General features: G+C 67.8%; 10 protein-coding genes. All 10 read left to right on the top strand.

Annotation, left to right across the window (positions count from 1 at the left end; translation table 11 throughout):
• The first annotated feature begins 132 nt into the window (after positions 1-132).
• The 10 genes from argC to QXK92_RS05795 all read left to right on the top strand — a co-directional run bounded on the left by argC (position 133) and on the right by QXK92_RS05795 (position 16,051).
• Positions 133-1,191, top strand: a complete 1,059-nt coding sequence (argC, locus tag QXK92_RS05840) for an N-acetyl-gamma-glutamyl-phosphate reductase (protein ID WP_306240719.1) — start codon at positions 133-135, stop codon at positions 1,189-1,191.
• Positions 1,188-2,408, top strand: a complete 1,221-nt coding sequence (gene argJ / locus QXK92_RS05835; protein WP_306240718.1) for a bifunctional glutamate N-acetyltransferase/amino-acid acetyltransferase ArgJ — start codon at positions 1,188-1,190, stop codon at positions 2,406-2,408. Before argC ends, argJ begins: the two co-directional genes overlap by 4 nt.
• A 2-nt stretch (positions 2,409-2,410) precedes the next feature.
• On the top strand, positions 2,411-3,292 hold the full coding sequence (gene argB, locus QXK92_RS05830) for an acetylglutamate kinase (RefSeq protein WP_306244224.1): 882 nt from the start codon (positions 2,411-2,413) through the stop codon (positions 3,290-3,292).
• Positions 3,289-4,482: an acetylornithine transaminase gene (locus tag QXK92_RS05825; protein ID WP_306240717.1), complete on the top strand. Its 1,194-nt coding sequence runs from the start codon at positions 3,289-3,291 to the stop codon at positions 4,480-4,482. The genes argB and QXK92_RS05825 overlap by 4 nt, the downstream gene beginning before the upstream one ends.
• Positions 4,475-5,401: an ornithine carbamoyltransferase gene (gene argF / locus QXK92_RS05820; RefSeq protein ID WP_306240716.1), complete on the top strand. Its 927-nt coding sequence runs from the start codon at positions 4,475-4,477 to the stop codon at positions 5,399-5,401. The genes QXK92_RS05825 and argF overlap by 8 nt, the downstream gene beginning before the upstream one ends.
• The gene (locus tag QXK92_RS05815; RefSeq protein WP_306240715.1) at positions 5,398-5,895 is read left to right on the top strand and encodes an arginine repressor; all 498 of its coding nucleotides are present in this window, start codon (positions 5,398-5,400) and stop codon (positions 5,893-5,895) included. Before argF ends, QXK92_RS05815 begins: the two co-directional genes overlap by 4 nt.
• A gap of 50 nt (positions 5,896-5,945) precedes the next feature.
• Complete coding sequence (locus QXK92_RS05810; RefSeq protein ID WP_306240714.1) at positions 5,946-7,142, top strand: argininosuccinate synthase; 1,197 nt, start codon at positions 5,946-5,948, stop codon at positions 7,140-7,142.
• Between the two features lie 88 nt (positions 7,143-7,230).
• Positions 7,231-8,643, top strand: a complete 1,413-nt coding sequence (gene argH / locus QXK92_RS05805; RefSeq protein ID WP_306240713.1) for an argininosuccinate lyase — start codon at positions 7,231-7,233, stop codon at positions 8,641-8,643.
• 110 nt (positions 8,644-8,753) lie between these two features.
• Positions 8,754-9,815: a type III polyketide synthase gene (locus QXK92_RS05800; protein WP_306240711.1), complete on the top strand. Its 1,062-nt coding sequence runs from the start codon at positions 8,754-8,756 to the stop codon at positions 9,813-9,815.
• Between the two features lie 5 nt (positions 9,816-9,820).
• The gene (locus QXK92_RS05795; RefSeq protein WP_306240709.1) at positions 9,821-16,051 is read left to right on the top strand and encodes a type I polyketide synthase; all 6,231 of its coding nucleotides are present in this window, start codon (positions 9,821-9,823) and stop codon (positions 16,049-16,051) included.
• The last annotated feature ends 12 nt before the right edge of the window (positions 16,052-16,063 follow it).

Genomic DNA, 16,063 nt, shown 5'->3' with positions numbered 1-16,063 from the left:
TCCCTTCGTGTATATCAGTGGTTCGGCGGAATGGGAAGGGGTGTTTCGGCGTGTCACGTTGACAGCTGCCGCAACTTGCCTAGCTACGGTTACGACGGCGCCTAGAATGAATTTGCAAAGATCTGCATAACCATGCAGAATCGCCGGGTGGGCGATGCGATACGGGTGGCGGTTGCCGGTGCCAGCGGTTATGCGGGGGGTGAGATTCTACGCCTGCTCCTCGGTCATCCGGCCTATGCAGATGGTCGCTTGCACATCGGCGCAGTGACAGCGGCCAGCAGCGCCGGAACCACGTTGGGCGAACACCATCCGCATCTGATTCCGCTGGGCCAACGAGTCGTCGAGCCGACCGAGCTCACCGTACTGAGCGGCCACGACGTGGTCTTTTTGGCTCTGCCGCATGGGCATTCGGCAGCACTGGCTGAACAGCTCGGCCCGCAAACCTTGGTAATTGACTGCGGGGCGGACTTCCGGCTCAGCGATGCGGCAGCGTGGGAACGCTTCTACGGCTCTGCGCACGCCGGTACCTGGCCCTACGGGTTGCCCGAATTGCCCGGTGCGCGGGACATATTGAGAGGTGCGCGTCGTATCGCCGTGCCCGGCTGTTACCCGACGGCCGCGCTGCTTGCCCTGTTGCCCGCTGTGGCGGAGGGTCTCGTCGAGCCGGCTGTCACGGTCGTCGCGGTGAGCGGCACGTCTGGGGCTGGCCGCGCCGCCAAGACAGATCTTCTCGGCTCGGAGGTCATCGGATCGGCGCGGGCATACAACATCGGTGGCGCACACCGTCATACGCCCGAAATCGTGCAGGGTCTGCGGGCGGTCACCGACCGCGACGTGACCGTCTCCTTCACGCCGGTGTTGATCCCGACCTCGCGCGGCATCCTGGCCACCTGTACCGCGCCCACTCGCGCACCTATCTCGCAGCTCCGCGCCGCTTATGAAAAGGCCTACGACGGAGAACCTTTCATTCACGTGATGCCCGAGGGGCAGTTGCCTCGCACCGGCTCGGTGATCGGCAGCAATGCTGCGCACGTCGCGGTCGCCGTCGACGAGGACGCGGCGACCTTTGTCGCGATCGCCGCAATCGACAACTTGGTCAAGGGAACTGGAGGCGCCGCGGTGCAGTCGATGAATCTGGCACTCGGCTGGCCGGAGGCCGAAGGACTTTCGGTGGTCGGAGTGGCCCCGTGACCGATCCCGTCACCGAGGCCCACACCAGGTTGCTTCGCGCGCAGGGGGTCACCGCCCCGGCCGGGTTCCGGGCCGCCGGTATCGCCGCCGGTATCAAGGTGTCCGGCGCACCCGATCTGGCGATGGTGTTCAACGAGGGGCCCGACTATGCGGCAGCCGGAGTGTTCACTCGCAACAAGGTCAAAGCAGCGCCGGTGCTCTGGACTCAGCAAGTGCTGACCACCGGGCGTTTGCGTGCTGTGGTTCTCAATTCCGGTGGCGCCAATGCCTGTACGGGTCCGGGCGGCTTCCAGGACACCCATGCCACCGCCGAAGCCGTTGCGGCGGCACTGTCGGACTGGGGCACCGAAACTGGCGCCATCGAGGTCGGCGTCTGTTCCACCGGCCTGATCGGTGACCGGTTGCCCATGGCTAAGGTGCTCGCCGGAGTGGCCGATATCGTGCACGAGATGCATGGCGGGCTCACCGGTGGGGACGACGCTGCTCACGCCATCATGACCACGGACACCGTGCCCAAACAGGTTGCCCTGCACCACTCTGACAAGTGGACGGTCGGCGGAATGGCCAAAGGCGCCGGCATGTTGGCCCCGTCACTGGCCACCATGCTGTGCGTGATCACCACGGACGCGGTCGCCGATGCGGAGGCGCTCGATCAGGCGTTGCGACGTGCCGCCGCTCGCACATTCGATCGACTCGATATCGACGGCAGTTGCTCCACCAACGACACCGTCCTGCTGCTGGCGTCGGGAGCCAGTGAAATCGCGCCGAACCAGGGCGATCTCGACGAAGCGGTGCTGCGCGTCTGCGACGACCTGTGTGCTCAACTGCAGGCCGACGCCGAAGGTGTCACCAAGCGTGTCACTGTGACGGTGACCGGGGCTGCCACCGAGGACGAGGCGGTGACCGCTGCGCGGGTCATCGCCCGCGACAGTTTGGTCAAGACGGCAGTGTTCGGCTCCGACCCCAACTGGGGCCGGGTGGTGGCAGCCGTCGGGATGGCCCCGGTTGACCTGGATCCGGATCGAATCACTGTGTCGTTCAACGGGTTCGTCGTCTATCGGGAGGGTGCCGGCGCTCCCGGTGCCCGCGAGGTGGACCTGTCGGGGGCCGACATCCACGTCGTGGTCGACCTGGCGATCGGTGACGGCCAGGCCGACATCCGCACCACCGATCTGTCCCACGCCTACGTCGAAGAGAACTCGGCATACAGCTCATGACCATGAACATCGACGATCTGTCTACGCAGGCCAAGGCGCAGGTGCTGGCCGAAGCCCTGCCCTGGCTCAAACAACTCAACGGCAAGATCGTCGTCATCAAGTACGGCGGCAACGCGATGACGGACGAGTCGCTGCGTCGGGCGTTCGCCGCCGACATGGCGTTCCTGCGCAACTGCGGGGTACATCCGGTTGTCGTGCACGGCGGCGGTCCGCAGATCACCGCGATGCTGCGCAAGCTCGGTATCGAAGGCGACTTCAAAGGCGGATTCCGGGTCACCACACCGGAAGTGCTCGACGTGGCACGGATGGTGTTGTTCGGCCAGGTCGGTCGCGAACTGGTGAACCTGATCAACGTGCACGGCCCATACGCCGTCGGGATCACCGGCGAGGACGCCCAACTGTTCACCGCGGTGCGGCGCAGCGTCACCGTCGACGGCGTGGACACCGACATCGGCCTGGTCGGCGACGTCGAACTGGTCAACACCGCGGCGGTACTGGATCTTATTGCTGCTAAACGCATTCCAGTTGTCTCGACGCTTGCCCCGGACGCCGAGGGGGTGGTGCACAACATCAACGCCGACACCGCGGCGGCAGCACTGGCCGAAGCGCTGGGCGCCGAAAAGCTCCTGATGCTCACCGATGTCGAGGGCCTGTACACCAGCTGGCCCGACCGAACATCACTGGTCAGCGAAATCGACACCGCCACGCTGGCGCAACTGCTTCCCACCCTGGAGGCGGGGATGATCCCCAAAGTCGAGGCGTGCCTGCGTGCGGTCACGGCCGGCGTACCCAGTGCACATGTCATCGACGGGCGTGTCGAACATTGCGTCCTTGTCGAGCTTTTCACCGACGCCGGAACCGGTACCAAGGTGGTGTCCGCATGACCGCAACGCGCGGCGTACAGCAGCGCTGGCAAGCCGTGATGATGAACAACTACGGCACCCCGGCGATGGCGCTGGCCAGCGGCGAGGGAGCCGTCGTCACCGATGTGGACGGCAAGACTTACGTCGACCTGCTCGGTGGTATCGCGGTCAACGTGCTCGGTCACCGGCATCCGGCCATCATCGATGCGGTGACCCGGCAGCTGTCGACGCTCGGCCACACGTCCAATCTGTACGCCACCGAGCCGGGCATCGCACTGGCCGAGCAGCTGGTCTCGCTGCTGGGCGCGGAAACCCAAGCGCGAGTGTTCTTCTGCAATTCCGGGACCGAAGCCAACGAAGTGGCATTCAAGCTGACCCGACTCACGGGACGCACCAAAATCGTTGCCGCACAGGAAGCTTTCCATGGCCGCACGATGGGTTCGCTGGCACTTACCGGGCAACCGAGTAAACAGGCGCCGTTCGAACCGCTGCCGGGTCATGTCGTTCACGTCCCCTACGGCGACGTCGACGCGTTGGCGGCGGCGGTCGACGACGACACGGCGGCAGTCTTTCTCGAGCCGATCATGGGGGAGAGCGGAGTCGTCGTGCCGCCCGAGGGTTACCTGGTCGCGGCCCGGGAGATCACCGCGCGGCATCAGGCGCTGCTGGTACTCGACGAGGTGCAGACCGGAATCGGGCGTACTGGGGCGTTTTACGCTCATCAGCACGACGGCATCACCCCGGATGTGATCACCCTTGCCAAGGGTCTCGGCGGCGGGCTGCCGATCGGCGCGTGCATCGCGATCGGTCCGGCCGCGGATCTGCTCACCCCGGGTCTGCACGGCAGCACCTTCGGCGGCAACCCCGTGTGCACCGCGGCCGCCCTTGCTGTCCTGAAGGTGCTCGAAGACGAAGACCTGGTGCGCAGCGCCGAAACCAAAGGCAAAGCGCTGCGGCACGGTATCGAGTCGCTGGGTCATCCACTGATCGACCATGTCCGCGGACGAGGCCTGCTGCAGGGCATCGTACTGACCGCGCCGTACGCGAAAGACGCCGAAGCCGCGGCCCGCAACGCCGGCTACCTGGTCAATGCCGCCGCGCCCAACGTGATTCGGCTGGCCCCGCCGTTGATCATCACCGAGTCCCAGCTGGACGGCTTCGTCGCCGCACTCCCTGCCATCCTCGACACCGCCGGAGCCGTACATGGTTAGGCATTTTCTGCGCGATGACGACCTGACGCCGCACGAACAGGCCGAGGTCCTCGAGCTCGCCGCCACCTTGAAGAAAGACCCATTCAGCCGTCGTCCGCTCGAGGGTCCACGCGGTGTCGCGGTGATCTTCGACAAGAATTCCACGCGCACCCGGTTCTCCTTCGAAATGGGCGTCGCCCAACTCGGCGGGCACGCCGTGGTGGTCGACGGTCGCAACACCCAACTCGGGCGTGACGAGACCCTGGAGGACACCGCACGCGTGTTGTCGCGCTTCGTCGAGGCCATCGTGTGGCGCACCTTCGGGCAGGAACGGCTGATCGCCATGGCCTCCACCGCCTCGGTGCCCGTCGTCAACGCGCTGTCCGACGAGTTCCATCCCTGCCAGGTCCTGGCCGACCTGCAGACCATCGCCGAACGCAAGGGCGCACTGCCGGGCTTGAAGATGACGTACCTCGGTGACGGCGCCAATAACATGGCCCACTCGCTGATGCTGGGCGGCGTGACCGCCGGCATGCACGTCACTGTCGCTGCGCCGGAAGGCTTTACGCCCGATCCAGAGGTGGTGGCCGCAGCCCGCACACGAGCCGACGAGACCGGGGGCAGCGTGGCGGTGACCGCCGACGCTGATGCGGGCGCGGCCGGCGCCGACGTCCTGGTCACCGACACCTGGGTGTCGATGGGACAGGAGGGCGACGGCCTGGACCGCGTCAAACCGTTCCGTCCATTCCAGGTCAATCAACGACTACTCGGTCTGGCCAACCCCGATGCGCTTGTGCTGCATTGTCTTCCGGCCCACCGGGGTGACGAGATCACCGACGAGGTGATCGACGGACCGGCCAGCGCGGTGTGGGACGAGGCGGAAAACCGGCTGCACGCCCAGAAGGCACTGCTGGTGTGGCTGCTGGAGCGGTCGCGATGACGGCGAAGGCGGCCCCCGAGGTCAGCGCCAACCGCGCCGGCCGGCAGGCCCGCATCGTCGCCATCCTGTCGACCGCCGAGGTGCGCAGCCAGAGCGAACTGGCCGCTCGGCTGGCCGCCGAGGGCATCGACGTCACCCAGGCCACCCTGTCCCGCGATCTGGAGGATCTGGGCGCGGTCAAACTGCGCGGTGCGGACGGCGGCGTCGGCGTCTACGTCGTCCCCGAAGACGGCAGCCCCGTCCGGGGCGTCGCCGGCGGCACCGGCCGATTGTCCCGGCTGCTCGGTGAGCTGCTGGTGTCCACCGATGCCAGCGCAAACCTGGCCGTCCTGCGCACTCCGCCCGGCGGTGCCCATTATCTGGCCAGCGCCATCGACCGCGCGGCGTTACCGTACGTCGTCGGCACCATCGCCGGTGACGACACCGTGTTCGTGGTTGCCCGCGAACCGATGACCGGCGCCGAACTGGCCTCAGCGCTAGAAGAACTCAAGTAGACCTCAAATACACTGCTGCAGACTTTGCACGAGCAAAAGGAGAACTGTTCATGTCAGAGCGCGTCATCCTCGCGTATTCCGGCGGTCTGGACACTTCGGTGGCCATCAGCTGGATATGCAAGGAGACCGGCCGTGAGGTCGTTGCGGTGGCGATCGACCTCGGCCAGGGCGGCGAGGACATGGAAGTGGTGCGCCAGCGTGCCCTGGACTGCGGCGCCGTGGAGGCCGTGGTGGTCGACGCACGCGACGAGTTCGCCGAGGGTTACTGCCTGCCCACCATCCTCAATAACGCGTTGTACATGGATCGCTACCCGCTGGTGTCGGCCATCAGCCGGCCGCTGATCGCCAAACATCTGGTGGCCGCAGCGCGCGAACACGGGGGCAGCATCGTCGCGCACGGCTGCACCGGCAAAGGCAACGACCAGGTGCGCTTCGAGGTCGGATTCGCCTCGCTCGCGCCGGATCTCGAAGTCCTCGCACCGGTGCGTGACTATGCGTGGACGCGGGAGAAGGCGATCGCCTTCGCCGAGGAGAACGCCATCCCGATCAACGTCACCAAGCGCTCACCGTTCTCGATCGACCAGAACGTGTGGGGACGTGCCGTCGAGACGGGGTTCTTGGAGCATCTGTGGAATGCCCCCACCAAGGACGTCTACTCCTACACCGAAGACCCCACCGTCAACTGGAACACCCCCGACGAGGTGATCATCGGCTTCGAACAGGGCGTACCGGTCACCATCGACGGCAGACGGGTGACCGTGCTGCAGGCCATCGAGGAGCTCAACCGCCGGGCCGGCGCGCAGGGTGTGGGGCGTCTGGATGTCGTCGAGGACCGGCTGGTCGGCATCAAGAGCCGCGAGATCTACGAGGCGCCCGGAGCGATGGTGCTCATCACCGCGCACGCCGAACTCGAACACGTCACGCTGGAACGCGAGCTGGGCCGGTTCAAGCGGCACACCGATCAGCGCTGGGCCGAGTTGGTCTACGACGGCCTGTGGTACTCGCCGCTCAAGGTGGCTCTGGAAAGTTTCGTGGCCACCACCCAGGAGCACGTCACCGGCGAGATCCGGTTGGTCCTGCACGGCGGTCACATCGCGGTCAACGGACGCCGCAGCGCCGAATCGCTCTACGACTTCAACCTGGCCACCTACGACGAGGGCGACACCTTCGACCAGTCGATGGCCAAGGGGTTCGTGTACGTGCACGGGCTGTCGTCCAAGCTGTCCGCCCGCCGGGACATGCGGTGACGTTCTTTTCGCGAGCAGTCGCAAACTCGCACCGACACGCCGGTCCGACTGCGAGTTTGTGTCTGCTCGCGGGGAGGAGGTGACCCCCGTGAGCACCAACGAGGGTTCGCTGTGGGGCGGCCGCTTCACCGGCGGCCCGTCCGACGCGCTGGCCGCGCTGAGCAAGTCCACCCACTTCGACTGGGTGCTGGCGCCCTATGACATCACCGCGTCCCGGGCGCACACCATCGTGCTCCACCGGGCGGGGCTGCTCACCGACGAACAGCGCGACGGCCTGCTGGTCGGCCTGGACAGCCTCGCCGAGGACGTCGCCGACGGCAGCTTCGAACCGCTGGTCACCGACGAGGACGTGCACGCCGCGCTGGAACGCGGTCTGATCGACCGGGTCGGCCCCGATCTCGGCGGCCGATTACGGGCCGGGCGATCCCGCAACGACCAGGTGGCCACGCTGTTCCGGATGTGGCTGCGCGACGCGGTCCGCCGGGTTGCCGACGGCGTGCTCGAGGTGGTCGCTGCGCTGGCCGAACAGGCCGGCACCCACCCGACGGCCATCATGCCGGGCAAAACCCACCTGCAGTCCGCTCAGCCGATCCTGCTGGCACACCACCTGCTCGCCCATGCGCACCCGTTGCTGCGCGACGTGGACCGCCTCGTCGACTTCGACGAGCGTGCCGCCATCTCTCCGTACGGCTCGGGCGCGCTGGCCGGCTCCTCACTGGGCCTGGACCCCGACGCGATCGCTGCGGACCTCGGCTTCGCCGCCGCCGCGGACAACTCCGTGGACGCCACCGCCGCCCGGGATTTCGCCGCCGAAGCCGCATTCGTCCTCGCCATGATCGGGGTGGACCTGTCGCGCCTGGCCGAGGACATCATCCTGTGGAGCTCGACCGAATTCGGCTATGTGACCCTGCACGACTCCTGGTCCACCGGCAGCTCGATCATGCCGCAGAAGAAAAACCCGGACATCGCGGAGCTGGCCCGCGGCAAGTCCGGGCGGCTGATCGGCAACCTGGCCGGGCTGCTGGCGACGCTGAAGGCCCAGCCGCTGGCCTACAACCGCGACCTGCAGGAAGACAAGGAACCGGTATTCGACTCGGTGGCCCAGCTGGAGCTGCTGCTGCCGGCGATGGCCGGGCTGGTCGGCAGCCTGACGTTCCATGTCGACCGGATGGCGGCCCTGGCGCCGCTCGGCTACACCCTGGCCACCGACATTGCCGAATGGCTGGTCCGCCAGGGCGTGGCCTTCCGGTCCGCGCACGAGGCCGCCGGCGCGGCGGTGCGCGCCGCCGAGCAGCGCGGCGTCGGCCTGCAAGAACTCACCGACGACGAGCTGGCCGCGATCAGCCCCGAACTCACACCAGCGGTTCGTGACGTGCTCACCATCGAGGGATCGGTGTCGTCCCGCGACGCTCGCGGCGGCACCGCGCCGGACCGCGTCGCCGAACAACTGCTCGCCGTCACCGAAGTCGCGGGTCAACTGCGCCAGCAGTTGCGGCGCTGAGCCGCACGCTGCTCTTTTTGCCGGGCAGGTTAGCCACGACTAAACTGCCAGCTCTAAGCCATTCGGATGAACGTGACGGCCGTGGTGTTCGTGTCAAAGGGGTGGGACCAATGAGTGTCATCGCAGGTGTCTTCGGGGCCCTGCCGCCCCATCGCTATTCGCAGCGAGAACTCACCGACATGTTCGTCAGCATTCCCGATTTCCAGGATTACGAGGACATCGTCCGGCAGTTGCACGCCAACGGGAAGGTCAACAGTCGCCACCTCGTCCTGCCGCTCGAGCAGTACCCGCGGCTGAAGGATTTCGGCGAGGCCAATGACATCTTCATCGACAAGGCGGTGGACCTGGGCGTCGAGGCGTTGATGGGTGCGCTCGACGAGGCCGGGTTGCGCCCCGAAGATCTCGACGTGCTCATCACCACCACGGTCACCGGTCTTGCGGTGCCCTCGCTGGACGCCCGGATCGCCGGGCGGGTCGGGCTGCGCGCCGACGTGCGACGGGTGCCGCTGTTCGGGTTGGGATGCGTGGCGGGGGCCGCCGGGGTGGCCCGCCTGCACGACTACCTGCGCGGCGCCCCAGACGGCGTAGCCGCCCTGGTGTCGGTGGAGCTGTGCTCGCTCACCTTCCCCGGATACAAGCCCTCGGTCGCCGGCCTGGTGGGCAGCGCACTGTTCGCCGACGGTGCCGCCGCGGTGATCGCGGTCGGAGAACGGCGCGCGGCCGAGGTGGCTGCCGGCGGACCGAGCGTCGTCGATTCGCGTGGCCATCTCTACCCGGATTCGCTGCGTACGATGGGATTCGATGTCGGCGCCGGTGGTTTCGAGCTGGTGCTGTCCAAGGATGTGGCAGCCGTCGTCGAACAGTATCTGCGCACCGACGTCACCGCATTCCTGGCCGAGCACGGCCTGACCACCGCCGATATCGGTGCCTGGGTGACTCATCCGGGCGGACCGAAGATCATCGAAGCGATCACCGAAACCCTCAATTTGCCTGCCGAAGCGCTGGAGCTGACCTGGCGCTCGCTGGGCGAGATCGGCAACCTGTCGTCAGCGTCGGTCTTGCATGTGCTGCGTGACACCCTCGCCAAGCCACCGCCCAGCGGCAGCCCCGGCCTGATGATCGCGATGGGTCCCGGCTTCTGTTCCGAGCTGGTCCTTTTGCGCTGGCACTGAACGCCGTGAGCACTCAAGACGAGCTCGTTGCGGCCCTGCGGAGATCACTGAAGGAAAACGAGCGGCTCAAGCGCGAGAACCGCGACTACCTGGCCCGGGCCACCGAACCGATTGCGTTGGTGGGCATGGCTTGCCGATATCCCGGGGGCGTGGATACACCGGAGGCCCTGTGGGAGATGGTGGCAGCCGGACGCGACGTCGTCACCGACTTCCCGACGGACCGGGGCTGGGACCTGGCCGGATTGTTCGACGCCGATCCGGACGCGCCCGGCAAGTCCTACACCCGCTCCGGCGGGTTCCTGGCCGACGTCGCGGGCTTCGACGCGCAGTTCTTCGGGATCGCGCCCAGCGAGGTGCTGGCGATGGATCCCCAGCAACGCCTGTTGCTGGAGGTGTCCTGGGAAGCGTTGGAGCGCAGCGGAATTGATCCGATGACGCTGCGTGGTTCACCGACCGGCGTGTTCGCCGGAGTGTTCCACGGTTCCTATGGCGGGCAGGGCCGGGTGCCCGGTGAGCTGGAGCGCTACGGCCTGCGGGGTTCGACGCTCAGTGTGGCTTCCGGTCGGGTCGCGTACGTGCTTGGTCTGGAAGGTCCGGCGGTGTCGGTGGATACGGCGTGTTCGTCATCGTTGGTGGCGCTGCATTTGGCCGTGCAGTCGCTGCGGTCGGGGGAGTGTGATCTGGCGCTGGTCGGCGGGGTGACGGTGATGGCCACCCCGGCCATGTTCATCGAATTCAGCCGGCAGCGCGCACTTTCGGTCGACGGGCGCTGCAAGGCTTATGCCGGTGCCGCCGACGGGACCGCCTTCGCCGAGGGTGCCGGCGCCCTCGTGGTGGAGCGGTTGGCCGACGCGCAGCGGTTGGGTCACCCGGTGCTGGCCGTGGTGCGGGGATCGGCGGTCAATCAGGACGGCGCCTCCAACGGCCTGGCCACGCCGAACGGTCCCTCCCAGCAGCGGGTCATACGTGCCGCCCTGGCCAGTGCCCGTCTGACAGCGGCCGACGTGGATGTCGTCGAAGGCCACGGAACGGGCACCACGCTCGGCGATCCCATTGAGGCGCAAGCGATTCTGGCGACCTACGGCCAGGATCGCGACGAGCCGCTGTGGTTGGGCTCGATCAAGTCGAACATGGGCCACACCTCGGCCGCGGCGGGCGTCGCGGGTGTCATGAAAATGACGCTGGCCATGCAGCACGCGGTGCTGCCCAAGACCTTGCATGTCGACGTGCCTACGCCGCACGTGGATTGGTCGGCGGGTGCGGTGTCGCTGTTGACCGAACAGCGGCCGTGGCCGCCGCATCACCGGCCGCGCCGGGCGGCGGTGTCCTCGTTCGGTATCAGCGGGACCAATGCGCACGTGATCCTGGAACAGGCCCCGGCCGTCGATGCCGAAAGCCCGCAGCCGGATCACCGCGTGGTGCCCTGGGTGGTGTCGGCGCGTTCTGCTGAGGCACTTGCCAATCAGGCTCACCGTTTGGCGGCGCACGCGACGCAGGCCCGGCCGCTGGATATCGGGTGGTCACTGCTCAGCACCCGATCGCTGTTCGACCACCGGGCCGTGGTGGTGGGCGCCGATCCCGCTGAGTTCGTCGATGGGCTCACCCACCTGGCCGCCGGTGAACCGGCGAGCGGGGTGGTGGTCGGCCGGGCCCGGCCACTGGGCAGGACGGCGTTCGTGTTTCCCGGTCAGGGCTCGCAATGGGTCGGTATGGGCGTCGAATTGCTGGACAGCTCAACGGTGTTCGCCGATCACCTGCAGCGGTGTGAAAAGGCGCTGCGAGAATATGTGGACTGGTCGTTGATCGATGTGATCCGGTCGGTGCCGGGCGCGCCGGGCCTGGACCGGGTCGATGTGGTGCAACCGGCACTGTGGGCGATCATGGTGTCGCTGGCCGAGTTGTGGCGGTCCCTCGGTGTCACACCGGACGCCGTCGTCGGGCATTCGCAGGGGGAGATCGCGGCCGCCTGTGTGGCCGGTGCGCTGTCGCTGGAGGATGGCGCCAAGGTGGTGGCGCTGCGCAGTCGTCTGCTGGTGCAGGTCTCCGGTGCCGGCGGGATGGTGTCGCTGGCCGTGGATCTCAGCCGTGCCGAGCAGTTGCTGACATCGTTCAGCGGCCGGCTGAATATTGCTGCGATCAACGGGGTTTCGTCGATCGTGGTGTCCGGCGAGGTGGACGCCGTCACCGAACTGATAAGCCGGTGCGACGCGGAGAACATCCGGGCACGCCGCATCGATGTGGATTACGCGTCGCATTCCGGCCAAGTCGATGCCATCCGGGAAGACCTCACCGCTGCTCTGCAGGACATTGTGCCGCGTTCGACACCGGTGGCGTTCTACTCGACGCTCACCGGCGCGCTGCTGGACACCGTCGGGCTGGGCGCCGACTACTGGTACCAGAGCATCAGGCAGACAGTCCAGTTCGAGCGTGCCGTACGTGCCGCCTCCGACGCCGGCTGCCAGGTCTTCATCGAGTCGAGCCCGCACCCGGTGCTGATCGCGGGCATCGAGGAGACGCTCGGCGCCGATGAGGCGGTGACCGTTCCGTCGCTGGGCCGCAACGACGGAGGGCTGCAACGGTTCTGGCTGTCGGCGGCCCAGTCCCAGGTGGCCGGTGTGGCCGTGGACTGGTCGCCGGTCTTCGAGGGAGCGGGCCGGGTGCCGTTGCCCACCTACGGATTCGCGCGGCGGCGGTTCTGGCTGACCGAGTCGGGGGATCAGGATGTCCGCCGCGCCGGGTTGGTGGGCGCCGCGCACGAGCTGCTCGGTGCGGTCGTCGAACGCCCCGACTCCGGTGGATTGGTGCTGACGGGCCGGTTGTCGCTGTCGGCCCAGCGCTGGTTGGGCGACCACGCCGTGACCGGCACGGTGCTGTTCCCCGGCGCCGGGTTCGTGGAGCTGGCCCTGCGGGCGGGCGAGGAGGTCGGTAGCCCGGAGGTGCGGGAGTTGACCCTTGCGGCGCCGCTGCCGTTGACCGACGATGCCGCGACGCGGGTGCAGGTCGTGGTGGGCGCGGCCGATGAGGCGGGTGCGCGCGAGATCTCCGTGTATTCCCGCGGTTCCGGATCGGAATGGACACTGCACGCCTCGGGCACCCTGGGGGCGGACGCGCCAACCCCGCAGGCGGATCTGTCGGTGTGGCCGCCGGCCGGGGCGGCGGCCGTCGACCTCACCGACGCCTATCAGCGACTGGCTGCACGCGGCTACCAGTACGGCCCCGCTTTCCGTGGTCTGCATGCGTTGTGGACGTCGGATGGCCAGGTGTATGCCGAGGTCGGGCTTCCCGACGGATTGACCACCACCGGCTTCGGCATCCACCCGGCACTGCTGGACGCGGCGCTACAGGCATGGGGAGTGGCGGGTGGGCAGGACGCCACGGTTCTGCCCTTCTCCTGGCAGGGGGTGGCGCTGCATGCCGCCGGCGCGACCCGGTTGCGGGTGCGGCTGAGCCAGGTAAGCGGCGATGCGGTGGCTCTGGAACTCGCCGACCCGTGGGGTGTGCCCGTACTGACCGTGCGGGAGCTGACTTTCCGCCCGCTGACCACCCAGGCGCTCGCGACGCCACGACGCGGCAATGCGGGGTTGTTCGAGATCGAGTGGATGCCGGTCACCACGGCCCCGGCGGCCGGCACGCCGATGACGGTGTGGGAGTTGCCGTTTGCCGATGACCACCCGGCGTCGGTGTATTCGGCGACCCACGCGGCGCTGGACCGGTTGCAATCCTGGTTTGCAGGGGACGACGGCGGGACCCTGGTGGTGCGAACGCACGGTGCTGTCGGCATGTCCGGTGAGAACGTCCGGGACTTGGCCGGCGCGGCGGTGTGGGGCCTGGTGCGCTCCGCGCAGGCGGAGCACCCCGGGCGGGTGCTGCTGCTGGATTCCGACGGGACGCTGGATGCCCGCGAGCTGATCGGTTGCGGCGAAACGCAATTGATGGTGCGCGACGGCGCCGCGTACAAAGCACGGCTCAGGCCGTCTGGCGCGTCGACGCTCGAGTTGCCCGCGACGCCGTGGCGGCTGGTGACCGGCGGCGGCGGCACACTCGACGACGTCCGGGTGGGCCCCTGCGAACGGGCGGAGCTCGGCCCCGGGCAGCTGCGCGTCGCGGTGGCGGCGGTGGGGGTGAATTTCCGCGACGTCCTGGTGGCGCTGGGCATGTATCCCGGAGGCGGCGAGCTGGGTGTCGAAGGTGCCGGCGTGGTGGTCGAAGTTGGTTCCGGCATTCGCGATGTCGCCGTGGGCGATTCGGTGCTCGGCCTGTTGGGTCTGGTGGGACCCGAAGCCGTGGTGGATCGTCGGTTGGTGACCGCCGTTCCGGCCGGCTGGTCGATGCCGCAGGCTGCGGCGGTACCGGTGGTGTTTCTGACCGCGCTGTACGGACTATCGGTGCTCGGCGACGCCAAGCCCGGCGAGCGGGTGCTGGTGCATGCGGCCACCGGCGGCGTCGGCATGGCCGCCGTGCAGCTCGCCCGGCACTGGGGCCTCGAGGTTTTCGCCACCGCCAGCCGCGGGAAATGGGACACGCTGCGCGCCAAGGGATTTGACGATGACCATATCGGTGACTCGCGGACGCTGGACTTCGAGGCGAAGTTTCGTGCGGCCACCGGCGGTGCCGGGGTCGATCTGGTGCTCAACTCGCTGGCCGGGGAGTTCATCGACGCCTCGCTGCGGCTGCTGGGCCCGGGCGGGCGTTTCATCGAAATGGGCAAGACCGATGTCCGCGATCCGCAGCAGATCGCCGAACTCGGGGCGCGCTACCGGGCATTCGATCTGATCGAGGCGGGCCCGGACCTGACGGCGCAGATGCTGGCCGATCTGATGGCGCTGTTCGACGCGGGCGTGCTGTCACCCTTGCCGGTCAGGACATTCGACGTGCGGCAGGCTCGCCACGCGTACCGGTTCGTCAGCCAGGCCAGGCACATCGGCAAGGTGGTGCTGACCGTCGAGCCGCTCTCCGGCGGCACGGTGCTGATCACCGGCGGCACCGGGATGGCCGGTGCCGCACTGGCCCGCCACCTCGTTTCCCGGCACCGGGTGCCCAGCATCATCCTGGTGAGCAGGTCCGGTGCTGCGGCGCAGGATGTTTCGGAGTTGGCCCGGGAGTTGCGCGAGGCCGGCACCCAGGTGTCGGTGGTGGCCGCGGATGTCGCCGACCGCGATGCCGTGGCCGGGCTGCTGGCGCAGATCCCGGCGCAGTTCCCGCTCAAGGCGGTCATCCACGCCGCCGGCGTTCTCGACGACGGGCTGATCGGGTCGCTGACCCCCGAGCGGCTGGACACGGTGTTGCGGGCCAAGGTCGACGGGGCCTGGCATCTGCACGAGCTGACCCGGGACCTCGATCTGGCTGCCTTCGTGATGTTCTCGTCCATGGCCGGCATTCTGGGCACCGCCGGGCAGGGAAACTATGCGGCGGCCAACAGCTTTCTGGACGGGCTGGCCGTCCACCGTCGCGCGCAGGGATTGCCGGCGACGTCGGTGGCGTGGGGACTGTGGGAACAAGCCAGTGCGATGACGCGGCATCTCGGCGACCGCGACAAGGCCCGGATGAGCCGAATCGGTTTGGCGACGTTGTCCACCGAACAGGCGCTGGCACTGTTCGACGACGCACTGGTGACGGATTCGCCCGTCGTGGTGGCCACCCGACTGGACACCGCCGCATTGGGCGAGGAGGCACCCACTCTGCTCGGTGAGTTGGTCCACCGCCCCGTCCGGCGGGTTGTCGAGACGACGGACGTCTCGACGACCGGCCTGGCTCACCGGCTGGCCGGGCTTACCGCCGAACAACGCCATCGTGAGCTGGTCGATCTGGTGCGCAGCAACGCGGCGACCGTGCTGGGACGTTCCGGCGCCGCCGACATCAGCGCCCAGCGCGCCTTCCAGGAACTGGGTTTCGACTCGCTGACCGCCGTAGAGCTGCGAAACCGCCTGAAAACCGTTACCGGGCTTGCGCTTTCGCCTACCCTGATCTTTGACTACCCCAATCCGGGCGCGCTGGCCGAGCACCTCGATACGCGCCTGTCCGCCCCCGCGAGACAGGCCGACCCGGCGGCGCGCATCGACCGCATCACCCGCGAACTCGACGACATTGTCCGAAACAGTGATTGGGAGGACGAAGACAAAGCACGTCTGTCACATCGATTGCACGAGATCCTGGCCGACCTGTCCCTCGACGACGACCTGGCCGCCGCCAGCGAAAACGAACTCTTCGCCATTCTCGACGAAGAACTCGAATCCTGAGAATCCGAGGAA

The sequence above is a fragment of the Mycobacterium sp. TY815 genome, assembly GCF_030755135.1.
Taxonomy (GTDB): Bacteria; Actinomycetota; Actinomycetes; order Mycobacteriales; family Mycobacteriaceae; genus Mycobacterium.
This window is presented reverse-complemented; position numbering and strand designations above follow the sequence as displayed.